Below are 25,589 nucleotides of genomic sequence, written 5' to 3'. Positions count from 1 at the left end.
AGAAAGAAAGGGCTAAAAAGTTATTTACCACAGCAAAAGCCAAAACTGTATTTTTAAAATAAAAAAACATTTAATTTAAAACAGTTAGTTAGACAATAAAAGTGTTTAAATTCCCTGCTCAAGAGTAATAAAGATAATAAATTTAAATTTAGTCTTAATTTGGTAATCAGATGGGGAGAACAGGCTATAGATTAATGTTTATAATAACTCAGTTAAAATTATGCCGCATCTAGGGCGGCATAATAGCTAACGCGTAATTAACAATAAGTGAATTTAGCTAATGTTTGGACCTAACCAACGTTCTGCAGTTAATAGGTCCCAGCCTTTACGCTGTGCATAATCTTCAACTTGATCCTGCTGAATTTGTGCAATGGCAAAATAACGACTTTCAGGGTGAGAGAAGATCCAGCCAGATACTGCAGCCCCCGGGTACATTGCGTAACTTGTTGTTAGCTCCATACCAATCTCTTGCTCAACGTTCATTAAGTCCCAAATGATCTGCTTTTCAGTATGCTCAGGACACGCGGGGTAACCCGGTGCCGGGCGAATACCTTGATATTTTTCACGTAACATACCATCGTTATCTAAGGTCTCATCTGCAGCAAACCCCCAGTAATCTTTACGTGTTTGTTGATGTAAGTATTCGGCAAAAGCTTCTGCTAAACGGTCACAAACAGCCTGCACTAAAATGGCATTGTAATCATCATTATTGGCTTTATAACGATCCGCCACTTCACGCTCACCAATACCACCAGTCACGGCAAATGCAGCAATGTAATCCGCAAGCCCAGAAGATTTAGGTGCAACATAATCCGCTAAACAATGATTTACAAACGGTGGCTTTTTCTCTGATTGCTGACGTAATTGATTGCTAATTTGCGCTATTTCAGAACGCGACTCATCAGTATAAATTTCAATATCATCACCCACGCTATTCGCAGGGTAGATACCAACAATACCAGAGGCAGAGATTTCACCTTCCGCTTCAACTGTGTCTAACATCGCTAATGCATCGGCAAACAAACGTGTTGCTTCTTCACCCACCACCTCATCGGTTAATATACGCGGGTATTTGCCCGCCAGTCCCCAAGTCATAAAGAATGGAGTCCAATCGATATATTCACGTAACGTTTTAATCGGCATCTTTTTAATAACTTGTGTGCCTAGCTTATTAGGCACTGGTGGCAGGTAACTGTTCCAATCTATTTTGGCACTGTTACTACGCGCACGCGCTAGTGAAATAGGCTTGCTACGCGGACGTTTATTAGCATGTTGTTCGCGAACACGATCATAATCGGTATTTAATTTAGTGATAAAATCAGGTTTAGTTTTTGGGTTCAACAGCAACTGACAGACACCAACTGCACGTGACGCGTTAGAAACATAAACAACCGGTTCATCGTAGTTTTGTTCAATTTTCACTGCAGTATGGGCTTTAGACGTCGTTGCACCACCAATCAATAAGGGTAACTTCAAACCTTGACGCTGCATCTCTTTCGCGACATAAACCATCTCATCTAGTGAGGGTGTAATTAACCCTGAAAGACCAATCATGTCAGCATTTTCAGCAATCGCCGTTTTAATAATAGTTTCTGTTGGCACCATTACACCGAGGTCGATAATCTCATAATTATTACACTGTAAAATTACGCCCACGATATTTTTACCAATATCATGAACATCACCTTTTACCGTCGCCATAACGATTTTTCCGTTGGTCGCACCAACCTCTTTCGTCGCTTCGATGTAAGGGTTTAAGTAGGCCACCGCTTGCTTCATTACACGTGCTGATTTAACCACTTGCGGTAGGAACATTTTACCTGCACCAAACAGATCACCGACGATATTCATGCCATCCATTAACGGCCCTTCAATCACTTCAATCGGCTTATCTGCATTTTGACGCGCAATTTCGGTATCCTCTTCAATAAACTCAGTGATACCTTTTACCAGTGCATGTGCAATACGTTCATTAACGGGTAATTCACGCCATAATAATGCAGAGCCATCATCTATTTTTTCTTGCCCTGAATTACGGAACTTATCTGCAATCTCTAACAGCGCGTCGGTCGCATCAGGGTTTTTATTAAGAACAACATCTTCAACTGCATCTTTTAACTCTTTGGGTATGTCGTCATAAATCGCTAATTGCTCAGCATTCACAATGCCCATATCCATACCATTCTTGAAGCAGTAATACAGGAAGACGGCATGAATCGCTTCACGCACGGGGTTATTACCACGGAATGAGAAAGAAACGTTAGAAACACCACCTGAAATCATCGCATGTGGCAAATTATCTTTAATATCTTTAACCGCATCGATAAAATCAACCGCATAGTTATTATGCTCTTCGATACCCGTTGCAACCGCAAAAATGTTCGGGTCAAAAATAATATCTTCTGGTGGAAAGCCCACTTGATTAACCAAAATATCATAAGATTTCTGACAAATTTCAAACTTACGCGCGCGGGTATCTGCTTGCCCCTGTTCATCGAAGGCCATGATGATAACCGCAAAACCATAACGACGAATCAGTGTCGCTTGCTTGATAAAGTTATCCACCCCCTCTTTCATACTGATCGAGTTAACAATACCTTTACCCTGAACACACTTAAGGCCCTCTTCTAAAATTTCCCATTTAGAAGAATCGACCATAATTGGCACTTTACAAATATCAGGTTCAGAAGCACATAGGTTTAAGAAACGTTTCATCGCAAATAATGAATCAAGCATCGCTTCATCCATATTGATATCAATAATATCCGCGCCGGCTTCAACTTGCTGCAGCGCAACATCTAATGCTTCATCGTAAAGTTCTTCGATGATTAAACGTTTGAAACGAGCAGAACCGGTTACATTGGTTCGTTCGCCCACATTTTGAAACAACGAGCTCTTGCTGATTGTTAAGGGCTCAAGACCACTTAGTCGACATGCGACTTCAATATCAGGTAATTCACGCGGTTTAACGCCATCTACTGCCTTATACATCGCTCGAATGTGCGCAGGTGTAGTACCGCAACAGCCGCCCACTAGATTTAAGAAACCACTTTCTGCCCACTCTTTAATATGCGTCGCCATCTCTTTGGCTTCTAAATCATATTCACCAAATGCATTTGGTAAACCCGCATTTGGATGCGCAGAAACAAAGGTTTCAGAGATACGTGACATTTCTGCCACATACTGACGAAGTTCATCAGGCCCTAACGCACAGTTCAAGCCAAATGAAATTGGCTCAATATGACGTAGTGAGTTATAGAATGCTTCGGTTGTTTGTCCCGATAAAGTACGCCCTGATGCATCGGTAATGGTACCGGAAATCATCACTGGTAACTTATAACCCAATTCTTCAAATACACCACTAATTGCAAAAACAGCCGCTTTTGCATTAAGCGTATCAAATACGGTTTCGACTAAAATAAGATCTGAACCACCTTCGATTAATGCCAAAGTAGATTCTGTATAAGCTTCAACTAACTCGTCAAAACTTACATTACGAAAGGCAGGGTCGTTTACATCTGGAGAGATAGAACAGGTACGGTTTGTTGGGCCTAATACACCGGCAACAAAGCGGGGACGATCTGGTGTTTCTGCGGTTTTCTGATCTGCAACTTTACGTGCAATACGCGCGGCTTCTCGGTTGATCTCAGCAGAAAGAGATTCCATCTCATAATCAGCCATTGCAATCGTCGTTGCGTTAAACGTATTGGTTTCAAGGATATCGGCCCCTGCATCAAGATATTCTTTATGAATATTTTCGATTATATGTGGCTGACTTAGAACCAATAAGTCATTATTTCCTTTAACATCGCATTTCCAATCAGCAAAGCGTTCACCACGATAATCTTGCTCTTCAAATTTGTAATCTTGAATCATGGTTCCCATACCACCATCAATAAGCAGGATGTGTTTTTCTAACTGTGATCTAATTAATGCACTGCGATCGATGACTGACATAGCGTTCCCTACACTTCTTATATAAAACAAAGATAACTACCCTGTATGCTGTAAATAAAATACGACAAGTAGTTACAAACAGAGCGCGAAGTTTAACATAAAAGTTACACGCAGACTCTTGATAACAGAGTGGATTAAATTGAAATATTTAAATAAACAACGTGAGAAAAACGAGTGATGGAAAAGAGAGCGGTAATAATACCAAAGGAATTAATAAAATGAGCATTCTTGCGGGTTAAAATTATCCCTAACTGCGTTGTGAGTTTTGAAGTGAGAGCAACTATTAAAGAATTAAAGTCTTTAATTTAATTATCCGATAGAGGATTAACGCAGTTAATCTCTCGAAAGCCTACAACTCAAGCCTTGTTAGTAATAATTTTTCCTACGCAAACTCTGCTCACCTATTAAATTCCATTGGAATAATAATTGAGCAGCACGGAAAATAGGCATAAAAAAAGCGAGCTAAGTGCAGCTCGCTTTATCTTAAAAGAACGTTGGACATGCCATTATAAAAAATAGGTTTTGCGATTTACTACTTCAAGTCTTTCGCCATCCATCAGCGCTTGTACTCCATTATCCCAATAAACATAAACTTAATTCAAACAAGTGTTTACAAAAAACAGGCTTAACAGATAAAGACATTAACTTACAAAAATACACAATTAAAACAAAAACCACTTAACTTATAATCGACTATCACGTTGTAAAAAAGAGTAATTAAAGTGCCAATTTTGGCGTTGAGTTGCTTAAAAAAACAAACTCCTAAGGTTTATTACTCTTTTCTAAAAACTGATATGAAGTGATAATAATAACTCCTCCATTTAATAATTGATTGAATCGACAACCAGCATTTTATTCTATTCAACTCCGACCAGGCTGTTGGTTAAAATAAAAAAGGCTTTTCCCGAGCACCCAATTGGGTAAATAAGTTACTTTTTGTAACTTCTAGTTGGGTATATGCCTTACTAAAAACTGATAAGAAGTACTGATACTGCCTCCCTCTTTTTTTAGATTATCAACAAGAAAATCATCTGACAAAAATCGTTAGAAAAACGTTTGAAGTTGCAATAATTATGTCGAACTTCCTAACTTGTCAGTCGCCTAAAAGGCTATTCATTGGTTGCTGTGCTAGGTACTAATTAAATCTCCTCTCACTCATGAATTACCTCTAAGTGTAGGTTGCATGTAAGTTAATGCCAGTATAAAAAATAATTAACAGAATAATTTACTAGCTAGGTCACATTTTTTATTTTAGTTCATTTAAGTCGTAGGGCGTCACTTGGTATACGCAATAATTTAACCAGTTACTATACAACAAGTTACCATGACTACGCCATTTAGCACGCGGGATTTGGTTCTCATCATCATCGGGATAATAGTTTGCGGGTAGGTCTGGATTTAACCCTTCATCTAAGTCTCTCAAGTACTCGTTACTTAATGTATTGGCATCATATTCAGGATGACCAGAAATAAAAACTTGGCGGCAATCTGGACTCGCAGCTAAATAAACACCGGCATCACTATCATCGGCAAAAATGGTTAAATCGCTATTTGCTTTAATTGTTTTTGAATTAAAGTCAGCAAAACGAGACAGAGGAGCCCAAAATTGGTCGTCAAAACCACGCACTAACGGATGATGATGGTTATATGTAGTGTGCTTGTAAATACCCGATAGCTTTTGGTCTCGCGTTTCTCTTTTGATATCAAACAGGTGATTAAGCGCAGCTTGCGCCGCCCAACATAAAAATAGAGTCGAAGTAACATTGTGATGCGACCAATCAACGATCTCTTTAAATTTGTCCCAGTAATAAACATCTTCAAATGGAATCTTACCCAGTGGTGCTCCGGTAATAATAAAGCCATCCCATTTTTGTTTTTTTACACGATCAAAGTCGCCATAAAATTTATCTAGGTGCTCTTGGGGAGTATTACGTGATGCACGCGCATCTACTCGCACTAACTCAACATCGACCTGCAAAGGGGTATTAGACAGTAAACGCATTAATTGTGTTTCTGTCTCAATTTTTTTAGGCATTAAATTCAAAATTAATACACGCAGTGGACGAATATGCTGATGACTTGCACGTGATTCTGAAATAGTAAAAATATTCTCAGACTTTAAAATACCCGCAGCGGGTAGATCATCAGGGATACGAATAGGCATTAGCAACTCCATATGTTATTTAAAACTCAATTTAGCCATCTAGAAGTCTAACACTGTTTTTCAAGGAACACACATTTAATATCCATATCCATTTGTAATCAGTGCTAGTATCAGCCAATAAACTAACTATAAGGACCTGAAATGTTTACTATTACTGAAGCAGATTTACACAACGAAATACATGCTAACGCATACTTAGCGTTGATGTCTCACTATGCATGTGACCCGATGGGCGGTGGCGAAGATCTTTCCGATTTTGCTAAAGAAAACTTAGTAGGCACGTTATTAAAACGTAATGATGTAGTGATTGTATTGATTTTTAAAGAGGGTCAACCCGCTGCGTTACTGACAGCGATAGAAGGGTTTTCTACCTTTGCTTGCAAGCCATTATTTAATATCCATGATGTGGTTGTCGTTGATCAATTTAGAGGGCTAGGCCTTAGCAAAATGTTATTTTCGGAAATTGAAAAAATAGCGAAACAGCGTGACTACTGCAAGATTACCTTAGAGGTGCTTTCTGGCAATCAGATTGCAAAAAATGCTTATGCAAAAGAGGGCTATGCAGATTACCAGCTTGATCCTACCCATGGCAGCGCACTTTTCTGGACTAAATCTTTAAAAGCCTAGAGACACGTCACGCTTAGTAGCAATAACTCAAACGAGCAATAATTGCCTGCGTTCTAGCTTTTTATAGATCCACAATAAACTAATTCCGCGTGCAAACATAAAGGCATTCATTGCAATCCATAACGCATGATTGCCTTCATTAGCAAACATAAACCATACCGGGAAATAGACCACCAGCAGTGAAAATATCATACTATTACGCATCTCAGTACCTCGTGTCATACCGATAAATACACCATCAAAAACAAAACCTAACATTGAGGTAAGTGGAATTAAAATTAACCAAGGCAGATAACGCATCGCTTCTGTTTGTACTGCTTCAATTGATGTAATCTGCTCAATTAGCCAAGCACCAAATAGATAAAACAATAGCAACTGCACGACACTAAAAATTGATGCCCAGAACAACGTCAGATAAATACTTTCCCTTAATTTTTGTAGACAGCGCTGACCGATATTTTTTCCTACCAACGCCTCCACGGCATAAGCCAAACCATCCATTGAGAATGAGATGATCAATAAGAAATGCATCAACACTGAATTGGCAGAGACGATATCATCACCCAATTTAACGCCTTGCATGGTCATAAAGGTATAGGTCACTTGCAGGCACAAAGTGCGGATAAAAATATCACGATTAAGCAAAATAAAAGGAGCGAGTGCTTTAAGGTTAAATACCTGTTTAGATAAGCGCGTTATATCACCTTGTGTATAAAAAGGCTTGATAGTCCGGTATACAATAAATAATCCACAGGCTAATGCAATATAATCTGCACACAATGAAGCCCATGCAACGCCAGCTACCCCCCACTCAAAACCGACGACAAACAGTAAATCTAATACGATGTTAACTGTGTTAGCGACGATCAACAGCAGCATCGGTGCTTTGGCATTTTGCATGCCGAGCAACCAACCTAATAACACCATATTTATCAATGCCGCTGGCGCGCTCCAGATACGAATATCAAAATATTGTTGAGCATAATAGAGCACCTTATCGCTGCCCTCTACAAAATGAAAGGCCAGTGACGATAGTGGGGATTGTAGTAGTAAAATTATGATGGCAAGAATTAATGCGATAAAAATGGATTGCATCAATAGACGTAAAACTTGTGGGTGGTCATTTGCACCAACAGCTTGCGCAACCAGCCCCGTGGTCGACATGCGTAAAAAAACTAGAATCCAAAATAGTAATGTGACTACCATTGAGCCAACCGCTACACCAGCTAAGTAATATGACTCAGGAAGATGACCGATCACCGCTGTATCCACCAACCCTAATAAAGGCACGCTAATATTAGACAGCATCATCGGTAGTGCGATGGCAAATATTTTTTGGTGGTTAGTGATATTTAGAAAGGCATTTTTTAGCATTTTTGTGGCTTAGTAGGATGACGATTTATCTATTGTAAACAGCAATTCAGTCCTGCGAAAGTACTAATAATAGATCGCGAATAACGACTGCTAGTTATCAAGATCTATAATCTTATGAATACCTTCCGTCATCTGGTCCATATCGACATGTGGAATACCATCCTCATTGAGTACTGCTTTAAAGGTAGCTTGATGCTCGCCATCAGGGTTTACCAATACTAAAGAAGCACTATGGTCTACCAAGTAATAAGCATCTTTATTACCTTTAAGATCTCCCTCTTCAACAATGCTATATACCAAGCCTAAATCCTGAGAGAACGGGAAAAGGACTTCATGGGTGCTTGTCGTACCAATAAAATTGGCATTGAAATAATTGACATATTCAGCGAGGTTATTGGCTTTGTCACGGTTGGGATCCACTGATACAAAAACTATCTGCACATTATCATAGGGTGGTTTGCTTAATTCAGGATAGACACGATCTAAATCAGCTAAGGTGGTTGGGCAAATATCAGGACAAAAGGTATAACCGATAAAAAATAGCGTCCAATGCTCAGAAAGATCTTGATTAGAAAACGCTTTATTTTCAGCCATCTCAAATGAAAATTCAGGTAATACCTTACCTGCTTTTTGCATTATTAAAGAGGGGTTATCGGAAATACTTACTGCAGGATTAGCAATGATAACGTCACTTTTCAACGTGTCATTTTCTACAATACCACTTTGTACAACAGCAAAAACTATTACCGCTATCACTAGCAGACCAATCAACCACCCTTTTTTCATTATGCTTCCCTACATCCAATCAGCGGTGCGAATAACACCAACAGCAATGCCTTCGATATCAAAAGATTGATGCTCAAGGTCTACCTTAATTGGTGAGAACTTAATATTTTCAGCTTTTAGAGTGACTTCACTACCATCACGGTAAAAACGCTTAACCGTCACATCATCTTCGACACGTGCAACAACCACTTGGCCGTTACTGATGTCTTGGGTTTTATGCACAGCTAAGAGATCACCATCCATGATACCAATATCTTTCATGCTCTCACCCTGAACGCGTAAAAGAAAGTCTGCAGCGGGGTGAAAGAGAGTGGGATCAACATCATAGTGAGACTCTACATGTTCAGCAGCAAGAATTGGCTCACCAGCAGCAACCATACCAACGAGGGGTAACCCCTGCTCAATTGGCACTATATTACTTTTATGCTCTTCAACGATGCGAATACCACGAGAGGTACCTGATAGAATCTCAATAGCACCTTTACGCGCAAGCGCTTTTAGATGCTCTTCTGCAGCATTTGCACTACGAAATCCGAGGATTTTAGCCAGCTCAACACGGGTGGGAGGCATGCCAGTTTTACTGATGCAATCTTTGATCACATCCAATACTTCACCTTGGCGTTTAGTTAACTCTTTCATCACTTACCTCGCTATAAATTATTGACTGTAAACATACACAGTGTATATCTATACAGATTAATATTCTAGCGTTGAAAGTAATAAACTTATTACTCGATCACTTATTGTATCCGTTACTGATAAATAACACCGTAGCCCGCTTCGCTTTATTTATAGTCGTCCTTTAAAACTTAATAATGTCGCGCCCGTTTTTGTTTTTGGACCAATCCATGAAAGCGCCTGCAAAATAGTTGGGTCAAGCTGATCTGTCCCCTTAATATCGCCCTTCAATTGATATCTTCCGCCCTCACTAAGCTTAACCTCTGCATTGGTTGTTAATTGCTCTGATTGCTGCTTAAGTGAAGCAACGACTCCTCCCTCTTTACAGCTTAAATCAACATTTGGACTCGCTAGATCGATATTACCCATTGGCGTTTCGACATTAGCGCCTTGCCAAACTAAATAACCATCTAGCTCATTACAATAGGGTGCCCCTTGAGAAGCATGCTCAATCACCAAGGTAAATTTCCCTGATGGCGTAACGGGAACCGGTAAGGCTAAATAGGGAAGTAATTCGGTTGCTTGCATATTAACCTTTAGGTCATCAACCGCTAATCCTGACGCCGAATAAATAGCGGAGCCAGTACCATTCAATTGGTTTCGACCATTATTAAATTTAACATCAGCTTTTAATTGCAGTGCTAATAATGCCGACCAATCAAAATCCCAAGTCAGTGTCTTTAATTGAAATTGATTCTGATAATTCACTTCAGAAAGCTTTGCATTCCAAACGGTTCCCGTAACATGACCAATTTCAATACCTGTATTTTCAGGAATAATGCGCGTGACTAAGGTAGCAGGCACGGTGAATAGTAACGATAAAATATATAAGACAAAAAATGCCAAGCTGATTTTTAATTTCATAACAGTTCTCTAAAGAGTTCCCTATGCGATATTATTTTTATTATTTATAGGTGACTGATGCAACTGTCATTACATGCCCAGTAGTAGACGGTTAACCTTAATATAACCATCACGGTCAGTTCTAGCTAAATCCGCGCTTAATACTGACACACCATATTGGTTGCTAAGCTTAGCGATCCATTTGGCAAAAGAATCAAACGGCACTTCATTTATCCATACCTCAATATTGTCATTTTTATTAACGACGCGTGAAAAAGTAATACTATCTCGACGTGCACTACTATTGATGATTTGCGTTAAATTACCACCTCTTGAAGATGGTTTAGCACTGCCTGACTGTAATACAACATCCGCCTTTTCCTGTGTCCAACTGAGTGTTGCTTGGGCACGCGTTAACTGCTTTTTACTGTCGTTAACCTGATCTACTAATGGTGTCCAAATTCCCCAAAATATAATGGCAATCGCGATCACAGCAGCACTGATCATCGTTAACAATTGTTCTCTCGAGGTAATACTTTCCCACCACGCTTTAAATTGTTCCATGACTACTCTTTCCTTATTGTCAGTAAACCACTCACTTTGTTTTTACTGCTATTTAATGCGCCCTGTTGCAAGCTATAATGCTTTGGCAATTCAGTAGCAAGCTTTTCAAAAGCTTGAAAGTTCTCACCTAAGGCTAAAATACGCATCTCTTGTTTTACTGCGTCATATTTAAGCGTCGTGATCATTAGCGCTTTATTATTTTGGAATCCAGGTGCAATTTCATTAAGCATTAATAGAAAATCAGCAGAGCTACTATCATTATCTAGCTCAGATAACATGGTCGTTATTCTGCGCTTAATGCGTGGATAAGCGAGTTTATTTTGATTAGGAAAAGCGAGCTGGTAAACCTCTTCAACTTGTTCTTTTACCTGATCAGTTTGCATTGCAATATGACGGTTTTCGACGTACAAATTGGCATAGCTAATCACAAATAAGAAAGCAGCAAAAATAGCCGGCAAGCGCCATTTCAGCAGCATTTTATTACTCTCTTTGCTCAGCTTGAACTCGCCATGCAGAAGGTTAATATTACTCACTAACGCTCCTTTAGCGAGTAACTCCATCGGCAACGTGGGTTGAACCGCTTGCCAATCTCCATGCTCAGTTTCAGCAGCAGGGCTGAAACACTCAATGAGTTGGTGACTCTCAGGTTCAATTTTGCTGGCTAAGATCGGCGTTAATAGCGAGGCTTCACAGCTCCATGCAAGTGATTTATTTTCACGAACAATCCAGTTGTTATCAAGCTGCACCGCCTGCCAACTATTATCAACAGGTGTCGGTAATGCCAAGCCTTCAGGAATAAACTGTTTACAGTTAATTTCAGCGTTAGTTAACCACGCTAACCAATTTACCATGCGATGTTTATCGCAGATCGCTACATGGACCAGGTCAGTACGTTTAGCGATCACTGTTAAGTGTAATTTCTCTACATCACCAGCAAGATCTTCCTCAATCAAATAGGGAAGTGCTTGCTGCATTTGACGATTAAAGACGCCATTAATTGCGACCTCTTTAATGGTCACATCCACACCAGGTAAAAGACAGATCACCTGTCGAGATAACGCTTTTTCAGTTAATGTATTCAGTTGCTCTGCATTATCAACCTCGCCAGAGGCGATGATCTCTTTTTCAGTATCAGACCAGATAAGCCAATGCTGTTTTTGCGCAGCTTCACTTGCTAGGCGGATTATTAATCGTTCACTCACCCACACTCTCCATCTATTTAAGCCCACCCGATTGGTATCGAATCACTTTGGCCTTGTTGCCATCCATTTCAAATAATATTTGTACCGCGATCACGCGATCTTCAAATTCAGCGAGTCCATTTAGTTGAAAATATTCACTGCTCACACTTAAATACTTTTTAAATTCACTTGAGAACGTCAGTTCATCAAATAAATTAGACTCTAAAAAATCATTAACAGTATCCCAACCACTGGTCGGTCGGTCTTCTAATAAACGCGTAAAATCGTTTAATGGAAGATCAAAATCATTTTCAAACAATGCATATAACAAGGCAGCATGTTCAATTTTCACCGTGTTTACATTGATGCTTTGATCGCGCGAAGGAATTGCGCATAAGTAAGGAGCAATATGTTCATATATCGATTGGCTCACCCCTTGAACGGCGCGTAACTCACTCACCTCAACCATCAAGTTATTACCTGCCAAATGCGGCACACTTCGCGCTTGATAGGTGCTGTCCTCAGCACCTTGTGATGCATTACTCACGTCATTTGTATCAACCCAATCTCGACTCGATTCCGCTATCGTTTCAGCGCTATAGTCATTAACACCAAGCGCCTCTAATAATGATTGAAATTGCGTGACCGGGACGGCACGAACATTCTCACCATCTTTCACGGCAAGCGCATTAAGGTTAAAACAACTACGCATATCTTGTATTTCACCACCAATATGTCCATTTTCCAGTGGAAAAATCATATCAGGCGTCGCCCAGTTTTGATCTAAACTTACCACGCTGCTGTCATCGAGATCCTGGTTTAATATCATCCGCCCAAAATCACCCGCAGCTTGACCATACCAGTACACGCTTTGTGAGAAAATAAGTCCCTCAGTACGCTTTAAGCTGAGTGTCAGACGACCGGTCATCGTCGCCGCAATGGTCACCATAATCGCGAGAATCATTAATACCGTGATTAGCGCAATACCTTGCTGCTTTTTAAGCGACGGCTTACTCCTCACTCGCTAACCCCACTCTGTGACACTAAAAACATGCGGTTAATCTCACCAAAATTTTTACTGGTAAAGTTAATCTCAATACCTGCTGGTAAGCTATTACTGTCCGTCCAAGTAGTTTGCCAACCGTTATTCCAGAAACGAAAGCTTAATGTTTCAATGTTATCTAATAACACCTGCGTTTCAGGCTCCTGCCCAGCCACAATATCCGGATACAAAAAATACTGACGCTGCAATTGTCCATCAACTAAACGATAACGCACGCGTACTAAATTAGAGCGAGGTAGCATATTAAGCGGATTGGTCCAACCTAGGCGGGTAAATTCTATGCCCTCATCTTCTGAGCCATACAGGGATTTACCAATATTTAATACACGGATGTTATCACTGTCATCGCTTTCACTTCTTGATGCCCGCGCAACAATTTGCGTAAAGTCTTGCTCAATAATGAGCATTGCACGCTGAATAGTGACTAGCTCTTCACTGTGTCTTTTACTAATTTCACCACTGCGAATAACACCCTGCAATATTTGATAAGCTGCCATACTCATCAGCGCAAAAATAGAGATAGCGATCAACACTTCTAGCAATGTGAAACCATGCATGTTTTTATTGGCGTTACGGCTTTGCAATGTAAGTCCTCATATACGCGAGGGCGCGACCATCTTTCACATCACTGACTTCAATATCTAATGCTTTAAAATCATTATCACCAGTTTCTACACTTTTATAGCGCAGGTACCAGGTTGCATCAGCGAATTCAGCGGTATCATATCGCCAACTTGCTGATGGCCATATTTTTTGTAATTTCAGTTCAGCTAAGCCGTTACTCGCAACCCACAGTGCGAAGGTTTTATTTTGGAGATGCGCTTGGCTGTTTAATGCACCAGAAGCTGCATTCATGACAGCAACACCAGAGGTTGCCATAATGACTAAGGCTAACATTACCTCCAATAGCGTCATGCCTGCTTGTCTCTTAAAAGAGATAAAGCGATTCATTGTTCACCTGGCTTGATATGGGTAATTGCACCACTCATGCTTACTTCAAGTGTGCTACTACGCTTATTGCTACCTGACGCTTCTGTAAACAGCACAGCAAAAGGCGTCACTTCACCACTCGACATAATAAAAACCTGAGGAGTAAAACTTTCGACTTCATCATCCCCCTCCGTTTCAACTAAATATGATTTGTCGATAAAGCTTTCTTCATCTTGCGTTTCAATCTCATCCCAGACTGAACCCAATAGGGTATAGCTGAACTCAATAGACTCAGGGATCTCAAAAATATCGCCAATCTGGCTTTCAGGTAAGGCGAGCCATTTTTTAGTCGCATAATCATAAAAGGAGAAACGATAGCTATTTTCTGTAAAAACAAGCGCGAGCTCTTTCCCAGAAATAAGCGCTTCATCCTCTGCAAATTGCAATAACGTGCTAAAACGCTGCGCTTGCCAATCAACATCGGCAACTTTATTCGCTTGTTGTGGCATCGTCATCATCACGCCGACCGACGCCATGCCAATAACAACCAGCACTAACATAATTTCCAACAGGGTAAAGCCCCGTTGGAAACGTTGTTTTTGGAAGCGGTTAAACACTTTTATTGGTCAGTGTCTTTACCATCTAGATTCCAGTTACCAATATCGTCATCGGTTCCCTCTTCACCGTCAGGCCCAACTGAAAACACATCAATACGACCATGCTCACCAGGGCTCACTAATACGTAAGCATTACCCCATGGGTCTTCAGGTAGACGTTTAATATACCCATCTTCAGGGTAATTACGTGGCTCAGGATCGCCATTTGGTTTGGTTTGCAGTGCTTCAAGCCCCTGATCTGTCGTTGGGTAACGGCTATTATCTAATCGGTACATATCTAACGCATTTTCTAATGCAATCACATCTGAAACCACTTTTTGACGATCGGCTCTGTCTTTGTTACCCATTAAGTTAGGTACAACCATTGACGCAAGCACCCCAAGAATAACGATAACAACCATGATCTCCAGTAGCGTAAAACCGCTCTGTTTTTTATTATTATTTTTCACGATATTTCCTTCTTTAAAATTAAATATAAATGTCATAATTTAAGGCTTACCAATCAACCTGAAACCATATTATTAAGCTGTAAAATAGGTTGTAGGATTGCTGCCACGATAAACAATACCACGCCGGCCATCGAAACTACCAACGCCGGTTCAAAAACCCCTAACGCGACAGCAACTTGTGCCGAAAACTGTTTGTCCTGATTATCCGCAGATCGTTCCAACATATTGCCTAATTCACCACTTCTTTCTCCACTCGCAATCATGTGCAACATCATTGGCGGAAAAAGCTTCGTGCTCTCTAATGCACGCCCAAGACTGGTTCCTTCACGCACTAAATTGGTTGCTTCACCCACTTTTAAGCGAATATGTAAATTACTCAATACGTTACCCGCAATACCTAACGCCTCTAAAAGGGGGACAGCACTACTATTAAGGATACTTAAGGTACGCGCAAAACGAGCAGTATTGAGCTCATTCACCACCTTGCCCATTACCGGTATTTTCAATAGTTGTCGGTCAAAGACAAGCTGATTTTTTTCTTTTTTAAGCCACACTTTAAGCATAAAAATAGCGCCGATCATGAGTATTAAAAAATACAATCCATAAGCGCTTAACGCGTCACTTGCCGCGATCAAAAACTGTGTAGATCCCGGTAGGTCTGCACCCATATGCTCAAACTGGCCAACAACCTGGGGTACGACTGAGGTCAGTAGAATAGCGACCACTGAAATAGCCACCAGCGTTAATACAATTGGATATATCAGGGCTTGCATCATCTTACTTTTCATCTCTTGGCGCTGTTCAGCATAATCCGCCAAGCGATCTAATACTTTATCAAGATGCCCCGATTTTTCACCGGCCGCCACCATCGCACAAAATAGATTATCAAAAATCAGTGGAAAACCACGCATACTATCAGCAAGCGTATTACCTTCAATAACAGCACTGCGTACCGACGAGACCATAGTTTTAATTTTAGGATTATCACACTGCTCAGCAACCGCGTGCAGACACTCCTCAATCGGAATAGATGACGCCACCAATGTTGATAACTGACGAGTAATAAGCGCTAGCTCTGAGGTTTTTATTTTACTGCGTAATAGGTTTGAACCCGATTTTGTCGCTTTATTTGCTACCGGCTCAACCTCGATCGGGGTCAATCCCATGGTTCTCAGTTGTTGACGCAATAGACGCGCAGAATCGGACTCTAGTGTGCCTTTTTTCTGTTTACCATTCGCATCAATGGCTTTATAAGCAAAAGTAGCCACGCTAATCCTCTCTTGTCACACGGAAAATTTCTTCCAATGTTGTCTGGCCATCGAGAGCTTTAGCAATACCATCATCACGAATACTGGCAGAGGTCTGACGGATCACTTTCTCAACCGCTTGCTCACTGGCACCATTTTGAATCAATTCTCTGACTTCATCGGTCACCACTAAGAGTTCGTGAATACCGGTACGCCCTTTATAACCACTGTGATTACACTTTGCACAACCGATTGCGCGATAAACCTGTGGATTTCCATTGCCTTTGACACCTAAAATCTGCAGCTCTTTTTCTGTTGCAGGATGTGCCTCACGACAATGCTTACATAAACGGCGTACTAGACGTTGTGCCAGTACACCTAAAATACTCGATGATAATAAGAAGGGTTCAACGCCCATATCTCTCAAACGTGTCACTGCACCGACGGCGGTATTAGTATGTAGTGTTGATAATACTAAATGCCCGGTTAAACTGGCTTGTACGGCAATGTGCGCCGTTTCTAAATCACGTATTTCACCAATCATGACGACATCGGGATCTTGGCGTAATATTGCGCGTAAACCACGTGCAAAGGTCATATCTACTTTACTATTTACCTGTGTTTGACCGATACCATCAATGGCATACTCTATCGGGTCTTCCACGGTTAAAATATTACGATCGCGTGAGTTAATCTCTAATAGACCCGCGTACAACGTGGTACTTTTACCCGACCCCGTTGGTCCCGTTACCAGAATAATACCGTGTGGTTTATGGATAAGATCACGCAACAGATGATGATTTTGAGTCGTCATACCTAATGTGTCTAGGTCTAACTTAATCGCATTTTTATCAAGTAGACGCAATACCACACGTTCACCATGACTCGATGGCATCGTCGACACACGTACATCAACTGCACGTCCACCGATACGCAATGAGATACGACCATCCTGTGGAATACGCTTTTCGGCGATATCCAATTTCGCCATCACTTTAATACGCGAAACAAGCAATGCCGCTAATTTACGTTGTGGTTTCAGGATTTCACGTAAGACACCATCAATACGGAAACGGATCACCAATGAATTTTCAAAGGTTTCGATGTGAATATCTGACGCTTCCTCTTTAATCGCTTCACCCAACATGGCGTTAATCAGTTTGATAATTGGCGCATCATCTTCTGCCTCAAGTAGATCTTCATCACCCGGTAGCTCTTCAGCAAGGGTAAAGAAGTCTTCACTACCAATATCTTCCATCAACTGCTGCGCTTCCGATGACGACGATTGGTAAGCAATACCCACTAGCTGTTCAAAACGCTCACCATTGACCTGTGTTAATTCAAAGCTATGCCCTAATACACGACGAACTTCGAATAAAATATCTGCACTAGGTATCTCTTTAAAACAGAGTTCACTGTTATTGCCTTCATTAAAAACAACTAACGCATGCTTTTTAGAAAAAGGAAATGGCAACTGTCCACGTGGAGTCGCATCAACATGCTCCCCACTCTCATTGATGCCCATTAATAGCTCATCATCAAGTGTACTCATTACTTATCGTCCTGTGCATCGATGCTATCTAGGGAAAGAGCTTTTTTCTCTTGTTCAGTCAAAGATTGCTTTGCTCTTTTCAACCCCTTTTTAGAAAGATATTCATCAGGGTTTATCTCATGACTTTGGCCCCACTCAGGCAATACTGGAACATTGGTATTTGGCATCAGATTAATACCATCTTCACCACGGCCAAGTTGCAATTCACGCATCAATCCATATTTGCGCGTACTAAGGTTACTCATGGTCTCATCATCACGAATAATGGTGGCGCGCAAAAAGATCATTAAGTTACGTTTTTCAGTGCTACTTTTGGTAGATTTAAATAAGTGCCCCAACCATGGAATATCGCCTAGTAATGGTACTTTACTGACACTTTCACTGACTTGTTCATCAATTAAACCACCAATAATTATCGTTTCACCCGACTTCGCGAGTACCGTTGTTTTCACTGAACGTGTTGCAAAAATAACATCAACTGACGTTTCACCTTTAATGTTTGATACTTCTTGCTCAATCACTAACTGCACCGCATCACCATCATTAATTTGTGGCGTCACCTTCAGTTTAATACCCACCTCTTTACGCTCAATGGTTTGGAATGGGTTGTCATTACCAGAGCTTGATGTTGCTCCTGTTAGTACAGGTACTTCATCACCAACAATAAAGTTCGCTTCTTGATTATCAAGTGTTGTCAGGCTCGGTGTTGCAAGAATATTAGATGAAGAGTTAGAGCTAATCGCTTGTAACATTACCCCCCAGTCATCGCCAACATAACCCGCTACACCACCAGAAATTTTTCCAAGTACATCAATCACACCATCAAGATCATCGTCATCATTACGCACTTGATAAGCGGCACCGATCACTTCACCCGTTGAAACGCCATTATCGTTGAACGATGTACCACCAGCAGGTGTCGCCCATTGCACGCTAAGATTTATACCATCACCCTCTGATACCTCGACAATAATCGCTTCCACTAATACCTGTGCTCGACGAATATCTAGCTGACGAATAATACTGCTCAATGAAGACATTAATGCAGGTTGTGCTGAAACAACAATTGAATTGGTGCCTTCATGAGGTTCAATACTGAGACCTGATCGGTTTGATGAAGAAGAGCTACTCTTGCTCGTTGGTTTCTCAAGGCTTTTACTTACCCCTTTTAGCACGTCTACCACTTCGCCTGCATTGGCATACTTCAGGTAGAAGACACGTGTATTACCATCATTTTTCAGTTCATTATCCAATTTTCTTACTAAGGTAATAATGCGCTGTCGAGTTTGCTTCTCACCACTAATAATCAAAGAGTTGGTTCGTTCATCAGCCACAAGTCTTGGCAGTAATATACTGGGTGTTGTGTTTTTACTACCCGATGCCGGCTTTTGAATTGCAGTAACTACCTTTACCATCTCCAATGCACTTGCATATTCCAACTTAACGATATCAACCTCTTGGTCGCCCGCCTTATCGACACGATTGATGATTTGCACCAAGCGGTTTACCACTGCAGCACGTCCAGTGATCATAATAACGTTAGAAGGATCGTAATGAACAACATTACCGCCACCGGCATTATCGTTAAGTTGACGTAGAAGTGGTGCTAATTCACGCACAGAAACATTGGTCACCGGGACAACACGGGTGACCATCTCATCACCTCTGAATTGCTCGCCATCATCCACGACGGGAATAGCTGAAACCTTGGCATCTTTTGCCTTAATGACTTTAACAATACCGTTATCCATTTCTACAATGGCAAAGCCATAGACCTCTAATACATTCAGAAAAAACTGATAATATTGGGCCTCATTAAGTAAGTCGTAACTACGCACATTGATACTGCCACGTACCGTTGGATCTAAAATAATTGTTTTCTTAAGGTTTTTACCAACAATATTGATAAATTCATTAATATCAGCATTTTTAAAACTTGCTGAATATTCCGCCGCAACTACAGAGCTCATTTGAGTAACACTTAATGCAGCAGCTAAAAAGCCTAAATTAAGTAGTTTACTCACTCTGTTTTTCATCCCTAAAAATACCATTTAATACAACTCCAACTTTCTCTCGATTTTGTAATATTACTGCTTAGCAAAAGTGCCTCTATCTACTATGGAATACTGAAATAAAGCTCATGTAACTGCCCATCACGCTCAACAGACAAAGTCATATCGGTCATGGTTGGAAACTCTTTCATTAATGTAACTGCCTGTTGAGTATCTGTTAAATCGATGCCATTTAATTCAACGGCTAAATCACCGCTTTTTAGACCCGATTCTTCAAAAATAGTTTTATCTTTACCCGGTTTAACACGATAACCCGCTATTTGACCATCTTTTCGTACTGGTGAAATACGAATATAATCGGTCAACTTGCCTGGGTTACTAAGTAATTCCTCACGATCTAAGTTAACCGTTTTAGGTCTCTTTTTTGTACTTCGACTGGATCTGTTTTTTTGTACAACTGGATTACTATTTTTATTGTTTTGGTGTTGTTTATCTAACTCATCGACCCCATCTAACATTAATGTTTCTAGTGAGCCATTAACGTCTAAAATAACACGATCTTGATAAATATGAGCAATCAGCGCACGGGTGCCCTCTATTTTAGAGTCGATAAAGTAGCTATCTTGCTTACCTTTTTGGCTAATTATCACGCTTGAATAGTTCGGATCTGTTGCTGCAACAATACCAACAAGCTGTAGGTTTAATTTGGTTTTTGGTGCATTAGTAATATCAGTGCTCTGAAGAGTAGGTTTAACGACCTCTTCCGGTTTTTCAGTTTGCTCAGCTTTCTTACCAAACAGGTGCTGCTGCTGTAACTGCTGCGTATCTATTTGTGTCGTGCTTGAGTTATTATTTGCAGGCGCAGGTGTCCAGAGAAGAGCCGTTTTTTGTTGCGGTACAAAGGTCCAAGTTAATAGCGCTAATTGATAGGCTAATAATACGCTAATGATGGCCAAAATAAGCGTCGGAGTTTTTTGTAAAAAAGTAGCTAATGGCACTGAGAACAACCCTGTTTTCGTACAAATATAATGAAGCGATATGCTACCCTAGGGAACAGATAGCAACAAGTGAATAGCTAAAATTATGTGCCATGAAGAGCTTAAACCTCTGTATGCACTACATAGTTAGCAAAAAAAATATATTTTTTGCTGCTAATTATAAAAATGGACGAGTAAAAAGTTACTCTTTGATCTTAAAAATTTAACGAGTGAGCAGAACAATGTCTGATAAAAAAATTCGTTTAGATAAATGGTTGTGGGCTGCACGCTTCTATAAAACACGAAGTATTGCCCGCGACATGATTAACGGTGGCAAAGTGCACTATAATGGTCAACGTGCCAAAGCGAGCAAAGTTGTCGAATTAGGTGCACTATTGACCATTCGCCAAGGGGATGTATCAAAGCAAGTAAGCATTGAACAATTATCGGATCAACGCCGTGGTGCGCCGATAGCAATTACCCTATATCAAGAAACAGCTGAGAGCATAAAGAAACGCGAAGAATATTCTGTGTTACGTAAACTCAGCTTACAAAATGCACCACACCCAGATAAAAAACCAAATAAAAAACAGCGTAGAGAGTTGATACAAGCAAAAGTTCAACGTAATACTGCCAATTTTGACTAACAGAGATAAAAAACATGACTGACCAACTACAACGCTTCCTTTTTGATGACTATCAAATCCGTGGCGAAATCGCGAATGCAGACCACAGCTTTAAAGAGATCATTAAAAATCACGACTTCAGTCCTGAAGTGGCTAAGATTGTCGGCGAACTTTTAGTCGCGACAACGCTATTAACTGCGATGCTTAAATTTGAAGGAAAAATTGCCGTACAAATACAAGGTGATGGACCATTAAAAATGGCGGTTATTAATGCGGACCAAAACTTACAAGTCCGTGGTACAGCACGTGTAGAGGGTGACACAACAGGTTTATCATTTACCCAGATCGTCGGTAAAGGAAACATGATGATAACCATTACACCTGATAATGGTGAACGTTATCAGGGTATCGTTGACCTACAAGAAGAATCTTTGAGTGCTTGTATAGAGAATTACTTTGAACAATCAGAGCAACTACCAACACAGGTTATTTTGCACGCAAACAGCACCCAAGCAGCTGGTATCTTAATCCAAACACTGCCTGCAACAAGTGAAAATCATGAAGAAGATTTTCAACATGTTTGTGCCCTTGCAAATACAGCAAAAGAAGAAGAACTTTATACGTTAACAGCTGAAGATCTTCTGTATCGCTTATACCATCAAGAGACGGTGCGTTTATTTGATAAACAACCCATCACTTTTAAATGTTCATGTTCAAAAGAGCGCTGCTTAACATCACTTGCATCTATTACACCAGAAGAGATTTTAGAGATTATAAAAGAGCGCGGTGCGATTGAGATGCATTGTGAATATTGTGCAAATGATTACCGTTTTGAAGTTAGCGATCTACAAATTTTATTAGGTGATGAGCACAACCAACAACACTAAATAATGGCAGATGCGTGATCCCACGCAACTTACAATTTATAATACAAAACCACCATTCAAAACGCGTTACATAATCGCTACAATTATTTTACATTGTGGCGATTTTTTAATCATATATATGACCTACCTCTCAGCCACTCTGCCCATATTCCCCTAATCTAACTAATGATATTTCAATCACTTTAGAGGAACTGAATATGACTGCATTAGCACCAAACATGTTAAATCAATATGGTATTACAGGTATTTCTGAAATTGTGTATAACCCGAGTTATGAAGTGCTTTTCAATGAAGAAATTGCAGATAATTTAACTGGTTTTGAAAAAGGAACTGTCACATCAAACGGCACGGTAGCTGTTGACACGGGCATCTTTACAGGGCGCTCGCCAAAAGATAAATACATTGTAAAAGACGATACGACTCGCGACACTATTTGGTGGAGCGATCAAGGTAAAAATGACAACAAACCGATCGACGAATCAACGTGGAGCCATTTAAAAAGACTAGTCTGCAGTGAATTATCTAACAAACGATTATTTGTTATTGATGCATATTGTGGCGCGAATGAAAGCTCTCGCTTAAAAGTGCGTTTTATCATGGAAGTCGCATGGCAAGCTCACTTTGTTAAGAATATGTTTATTCGCCCAACAGATGCAGAACTTATCGATTTTGAACCTGACTTTGTGGTCATGAATGGTTCTAAAACAACCAATCCAGATTGGCAATCTCAGGGCCTTAATTCTGAAAATTTTGTAGCCTTTAACTTGACTGAAAAGGTGCAAGTCATTGGCGGCACTTGGTATGGTGGCGAGATGAAAAAAGGTTTATTCGCAGTGATGAATTACCTACTTCCTCTTAACGGCATGGCTTCTATGCATTGCTCTGCAAATATTGGTGAAGCAGGTGATACGGCTATTTTCTTTGGCCTATCAGGTACCGGTAAAACCACCCTTTCTACGGATTCGAAACGTGCCCTCATTGGTGATGATGAACATGGTTGGGATGACGATGGTGTATTCAATTTTGAAGGTGGTTGTTACGCAAAAACCATCCGCTTAAGCGCTGAGGCTGAACCTGATATTTATGGTGCAATACGCCGTGATGCACTGCTTGAAAATGTCGTTATAGACGATCAAGGTGTCGTTGATTACGATGATGCGAGTAAAACAGAAAATGCCCGTGTTTCTTACCCTATCAACCACATCGATAATATTGTTAAAAATATATCTAAAGGCGGTCATGCACAAAAAGTTATCTTTTTAACTGCCGATGCCTTTGGTGTTTTACCTCCCGTTGCAAAATTAACAAAAGAGCAAACACAATACCATTTCCTCTCTGGCTTTACTGCGAAGCTCGCAGGTACAGAGCGTGGTATTACTGAGCCTACTCCTACATTTTCTGCTTGTTTTGGGGCTGCATTTCTCACCCTCCATCCAACTCAGTACGCAGAACAGTTGGTCAAACGGATGGAAGCCTGTGGTGCTGAAGCTTACCTAGTCAATACTGGCTGGAATGGCTCTGGTAAACGTATCTCTATTCAAGATACACGCGGTATTATTGATGCCATTCTAGATGGATCAATAGAGCACGCTCAGACTAAACAGATACCACTGTTTAATCTGACCGTACCCTTAGCGCTTCACGATGTTGATAGTGGCATTCTTGATCCTCGTGATACCTATGTGGATAGTACACAGTGGGATGAAAAAGCAGAAAACCTAGCGCAGTTATTTATTGAAAACTTTGATCGCTACACTGATAAACAACAAGGTAAAGACCTTGTTAGTGCAGGGCCTCAACTCAGTAAAGCACCCGCTTAGTTAATCGCACTTTTAATGCGCTTAAGACTATTAAGCGCATTCATCCAAAGTTTCCTCTGCAGCCCTCTTAATTAAGTAATCTTTTAACCAACTGCATTGCTCCATCTTCACAAACTAATTGCTCGGGATAATTAAGCCGATCTAATTTTTCAATCACATTCTCTAAAGCTTGCCCGCTTAAACTAACCTGATCAACCTCAACAAATGGGACTCGCTGTGCTAAAAAAGTATTCAAATAGGGGGTTTCTGGCCAATCAGGACGTTTTAAACTAATCGCTCGAATCTTTTTATATTTTGCTAAAGAAGCAATCTCGCAATAGGTACCATAACCAGGTTTAGTAATAATCACATCACAGGCACCAACAAGCTGTAGAAATGGGATATTTAGCGACTTAATTTGACTCATATCTTTTCGTGCTGCTGGTATATCTTGATCCACCAGCCAGTGCATTCCCTTTATTGTTGGCCAACGGCCTAAATCTAAAGGAAAAGGCAACCCACCTAAGGCAACCAAGCCAATTTTATTTACATTACTTGGTAACCGCTGCTGTAAAGTCAATAAATCAGCTATCGGTTGGTCATTAATACTAGCAATGGCGATCTCTTTACCATCATTTAAGGGAACAAAAGGTAATGGCTTAAATACCTGTTCCACCGCTTGATAAACGGAATTCATTTTTTGATATACCGTTAACGTTTCCAGGCTGCCATCTAAACAATATGCTTGATAGATTTGTGCCCAATTAAATGGCGCAACGGAAGCTGTTTTGATACCTAACTGATGTGCAGCATCTAAACTTATCGGAGAGATGTTACTAATAAGCACATCTGCTTTTATAGCACTTAAAATCTGTTTTTCCTGATCAACGTATGCTTGCCAATTTTCAAATAGTGTTTGATATTGATGACGACTATTCACAATATCAATGCCAATTGCAGAAGACATCAACATGCCAAAATCTGAACCTACAGGGTAATAGTCAAACTGAGCAACTAAACGTGAGTCGAGGTAACATTTTGGCAATAACGTCATTATCGAAATTTTTATTTGTGGATAATGTTGCATCACACGGTTGACCACTGAACATGTGATGGCACCATGACCATTGCCATGAGCGGTGATTGAAAAACAAAGATGCATCCGTTACTTCCTCTTTTATATAACGCAATAACCATAAATAAAGGTACTTAATTTCCTCATTAAAACAAAACTATTTTTTGGAAAATAGTTGTTA

22 protein-coding genes are annotated in these 25,589 nt (G+C 40.3%); 4 read left to right on the top strand and 18 right to left on the bottom strand.

Annotation, left to right across the window (positions count from 1 at the left end):
- Positions 1–273: 273 nt before the first annotated feature.
- Positions 274–3,957, bottom strand: a complete 3,684-nt coding sequence (metH, locus tag QQK09_RS08795) for a methionine synthase (RefSeq protein WP_284203759.1) — start codon at positions 3,955–3,957, stop codon at positions 274–276.
- 1,246 nt (positions 3,958–5,203) lie between these two features.
- The gene (gene metA / locus QQK09_RS08790) at positions 5,204–6,121 is read right to left on the bottom strand and encodes a homoserine O-acetyltransferase MetA (protein WP_284203758.1); all 918 of its coding nucleotides are present in this window, start codon (positions 6,119–6,121) and stop codon (positions 5,204–5,206) included.
- A 141-nt stretch (positions 6,122–6,262) separates the two neighbouring features.
- On the opposite strand from metA, the gene QQK09_RS08785 reads away from it, so the two are divergent.
- Positions 6,263–6,748 (top strand): GNAT family N-acetyltransferase, encoded by a 486-nt coding sequence (locus QQK09_RS08785; RefSeq protein WP_284203757.1) that lies wholly within the window; start codon positions 6,263–6,265, stop codon positions 6,746–6,748.
- Positions 6,749–6,775: 27 nt separating this feature from the next.
- Here QQK09_RS08785 and QQK09_RS08780 read toward each other — a convergent pair whose 3' ends face one another.
- The 15 genes from QQK09_RS08780 to gspC form a co-directional block, all read right to left on the bottom strand.
- Positions 6,776–8,122 carry an MATE family efflux transporter gene (locus QQK09_RS08780; RefSeq protein ID WP_284203756.1) on the bottom strand — a complete coding sequence of 449 codons (1,347 nt, stop codon included), beginning with the start codon at positions 8,120–8,122 and terminating at the stop codon, positions 6,776–6,778.
- 90 nt (positions 8,123–8,212) lie between these two features.
- A complete protein-coding gene (locus QQK09_RS08775; protein WP_284203755.1) occupies positions 8,213–8,908 on the bottom strand; it encodes an SCO family protein in 696 nt (231 codons plus the stop codon).
- Between the two features lie 9 nt (positions 8,909–8,917).
- The gene (gene lexA, locus QQK09_RS08770; protein WP_284203754.1) at positions 8,918–9,547 is read right to left on the bottom strand and encodes a transcriptional repressor LexA; all 630 of its coding nucleotides are present in this window, start codon (positions 9,545–9,547) and stop codon (positions 8,918–8,920) included.
- A 150-nt stretch (positions 9,548–9,697) separates the two neighbouring features.
- Positions 9,698–10,450 (bottom strand): type II secretion system protein N, encoded by a 753-nt coding sequence (locus tag QQK09_RS08765; RefSeq protein ID WP_284203753.1) that lies wholly within the window; start codon positions 10,448–10,450, stop codon positions 9,698–9,700.
- A gap of 69 nt (positions 10,451–10,519) precedes the next feature.
- Positions 10,520–10,993 (bottom strand): type II secretion system protein M, encoded by a 474-nt coding sequence (locus tag QQK09_RS08760; protein WP_284203752.1) that lies wholly within the window; start codon positions 10,991–10,993, stop codon positions 10,520–10,522.
- 2 nt (positions 10,994–10,995) lie between these two features.
- Positions 10,996–12,195: a type II secretion system protein GspL gene (gene gspL, locus QQK09_RS08755; protein WP_284203751.1), complete on the bottom strand. Its 1,200-nt coding sequence runs from the start codon at positions 12,193–12,195 to the stop codon at positions 10,996–10,998.
- A gap of 13 nt (positions 12,196–12,208) precedes the next feature.
- The gene (gene gspK, locus QQK09_RS08750) at positions 12,209–13,195 is read right to left on the bottom strand and encodes a type II secretion system minor pseudopilin GspK (protein ID WP_284203750.1); all 987 of its coding nucleotides are present in this window, start codon (positions 13,193–13,195) and stop codon (positions 12,209–12,211) included.
- On the bottom strand, positions 13,192–13,821 hold the full coding sequence (gene gspJ / locus QQK09_RS08745; RefSeq protein WP_284203749.1) for a type II secretion system minor pseudopilin GspJ: 630 nt from the start codon (positions 13,819–13,821) through the stop codon (positions 13,192–13,194). Before gspJ ends, gspK begins: the two co-directional genes overlap by 4 nt.
- Positions 13,808–14,188, bottom strand: a complete 381-nt coding sequence (gene gspI / locus QQK09_RS08740; protein ID WP_284203748.1) for a type II secretion system minor pseudopilin GspI — start codon at positions 14,186–14,188, stop codon at positions 13,808–13,810. Before gspI ends, gspJ begins: the two co-directional genes overlap by 14 nt.
- Complete coding sequence (gene gspH, locus QQK09_RS08735; protein ID WP_284203747.1) at positions 14,185–14,784, bottom strand: type II secretion system minor pseudopilin GspH; 600 nt, start codon at positions 14,782–14,784, stop codon at positions 14,185–14,187. Before gspH ends, gspI begins: the two co-directional genes overlap by 4 nt.
- Positions 14,785–14,786: 2 nt before the next feature.
- Positions 14,787–15,269: a type II secretion system major pseudopilin GspG gene (gene gspG, locus QQK09_RS08730; RefSeq protein ID WP_284203746.1), complete on the bottom strand. Its 483-nt coding sequence runs from the start codon at positions 15,267–15,269 to the stop codon at positions 14,787–14,789.
- A 17-nt stretch (positions 15,270–15,286) separates the two neighbouring features.
- A complete protein-coding gene (gene gspF / locus QQK09_RS08725; protein ID WP_284203745.1) occupies positions 15,287–16,501 on the bottom strand; it encodes a type II secretion system inner membrane protein GspF in 1,215 nt (404 codons plus the stop codon).
- 1 nt (position 16,502) lies between these two features.
- A complete protein-coding gene (gspE, locus tag QQK09_RS08720) occupies positions 16,503–18,005 on the bottom strand; it encodes a type II secretion system ATPase GspE (protein ID WP_284204116.1) in 1,503 nt (500 codons plus the stop codon).
- A 26-nt stretch (positions 18,006–18,031) separates the two neighbouring features.
- Complete coding sequence (gene gspD, locus QQK09_RS08715) at positions 18,032–20,068, bottom strand: type II secretion system secretin GspD (RefSeq protein ID WP_284203744.1); 2,037 nt, start codon at positions 20,066–20,068, stop codon at positions 18,032–18,034.
- An 80-nt stretch (positions 20,069–20,148) separates the two neighbouring features.
- Positions 20,149–21,042 (bottom strand): type II secretion system protein GspC, encoded by an 894-nt coding sequence (gspC, locus tag QQK09_RS08710; RefSeq protein WP_284203743.1) that lies wholly within the window; start codon positions 21,040–21,042, stop codon positions 20,149–20,151.
- A gap of 221 nt (positions 21,043–21,263) precedes the next feature.
- On the opposite strand from gspC, the gene hslR reads away from it, so the two are divergent.
- The 3 genes from hslR (at position 21,264) to pckA (ending at position 24,354) form a co-directional block, all read left to right on the top strand.
- Entirely contained in the window at positions 21,264–21,668 is a 405-nt protein-coding gene (gene hslR, locus QQK09_RS08705; RefSeq protein WP_284203742.1) for a ribosome-associated heat shock protein Hsp15, read from the top strand.
- A 14-nt stretch (positions 21,669–21,682) separates the two neighbouring features.
- Positions 21,683–22,534, top strand: coding sequence for an Hsp33 family molecular chaperone HslO (gene hslO, locus QQK09_RS08700; RefSeq protein WP_284203741.1), 852 nt, complete (start codon positions 21,683–21,685; stop codon positions 22,532–22,534).
- Between the two features lie 197 nt (positions 22,535–22,731).
- Positions 22,732–24,354 carry a phosphoenolpyruvate carboxykinase (ATP) gene (pckA, locus tag QQK09_RS08695; RefSeq protein WP_284203740.1) on the top strand — a complete coding sequence of 541 codons (1,623 nt, stop codon included), beginning with the start codon at positions 22,732–22,734 and terminating at the stop codon, positions 24,352–24,354.
- A gap of 67 nt (positions 24,355–24,421) precedes the next feature.
- On the opposite strand, the gene QQK09_RS08690 is transcribed toward pckA, so the two are convergent.
- A complete protein-coding gene (locus QQK09_RS08690) occupies positions 24,422–25,495 on the bottom strand; it encodes a hypothetical protein (RefSeq protein ID WP_284203739.1) in 1,074 nt (357 codons plus the stop codon).
- Between the last annotated feature and the right edge of the window lie 94 nt (positions 25,496–25,589).

This window comes from Psychromonas marina, from assembly GCF_030161115.1.
Lineage (GTDB): Bacteria > Pseudomonadota > Gammaproteobacteria > Enterobacterales > Psychromonadaceae > Psychromonas > Psychromonas marina.
The sequence above is the reverse complement of the archived record's forward strand: the minus strand, read 5'-3'. Positions and strand labels throughout refer to the sequence as shown.

Bases quoted from the DNA above. Each gene is read 5' to 3' on its own strand.
- pckA (WP_284203740.1), top strand. From the start codon at position 22,732: ATGACTGCATTAGCACCAAACATGTTAAATCAATATGGTATTACAGGT.
- hslR (WP_284203742.1), top strand. From the start codon at position 21,264: ATGTCTGATAAAAAAATTCGTTTAGATAAATGGTTGTGGGCTGCACGC.
- gspG (WP_284203746.1), bottom strand. From the start codon at position 15,269: ATGACATTTATATTTAATTTTAAAGAAGGAAATATCGTGAAAAATAAT.
- QQK09_RS08690 (WP_284203739.1), bottom strand. From the start codon at position 25,495: ATGCATCTTTGTTTTTCAATCACCGCTCATGGCAATGGTCATGGTGCC.
- metH (WP_284203759.1), bottom strand. From the start codon at position 3,957: ATGTCAGTCATCGATCGCAGTGCATTAATTAGATCACAGTTAGAAAAA.
- QQK09_RS08785 (WP_284203757.1), top strand. From the start codon at position 6,263: ATGTTTACTATTACTGAAGCAGATTTACACAACGAAATACATGCTAAC.
- QQK09_RS08765 (WP_284203753.1), bottom strand. From the start codon at position 10,450: ATGAAATTAAAAATCAGCTTGGCATTTTTTGTCTTATATATTTTATCG.
- lexA (WP_284203754.1), bottom strand. From the start codon at position 9,547: ATGAAAGAGTTAACTAAACGCCAAGGTGAAGTATTGGATGTGATCAAA.
- QQK09_RS08775 (WP_284203755.1), bottom strand. From the start codon at position 8,908: ATGAAAAAAGGGTGGTTGATTGGTCTGCTAGTGATAGCGGTAATAGTT.
- gspD (WP_284203744.1), bottom strand. From the start codon at position 20,068: ATGAAAAACAGAGTGAGTAAACTACTTAATTTAGGCTTTTTAGCTGCT.
- QQK09_RS08760 (WP_284203752.1), bottom strand. From the start codon at position 10,993: ATGGAACAATTTAAAGCGTGGTGGGAAAGTATTACCTCGAGAGAACAA.
- gspI (WP_284203748.1), bottom strand. From the start codon at position 14,188: ATGAATCGCTTTATCTCTTTTAAGAGACAAGCAGGCATGACGCTATTG.
- QQK09_RS08780 (WP_284203756.1), bottom strand. From the start codon at position 8,122: ATGCTAAAAAATGCCTTTCTAAATATCACTAACCACCAAAAAATATTT.
- hslO (WP_284203741.1), top strand. From the start codon at position 21,683: ATGACTGACCAACTACAACGCTTCCTTTTTGATGACTATCAAATCCGT.
- metA (WP_284203758.1), bottom strand. From the start codon at position 6,121: ATGCCTATTCGTATCCCTGATGATCTACCCGCTGCGGGTATTTTAAAG.
- gspE (WP_284204116.1), bottom strand. From the start codon at position 18,005: ATGGGCATCAATGAGAGTGGGGAGCATGTTGATGCGACTCCACGTGGA.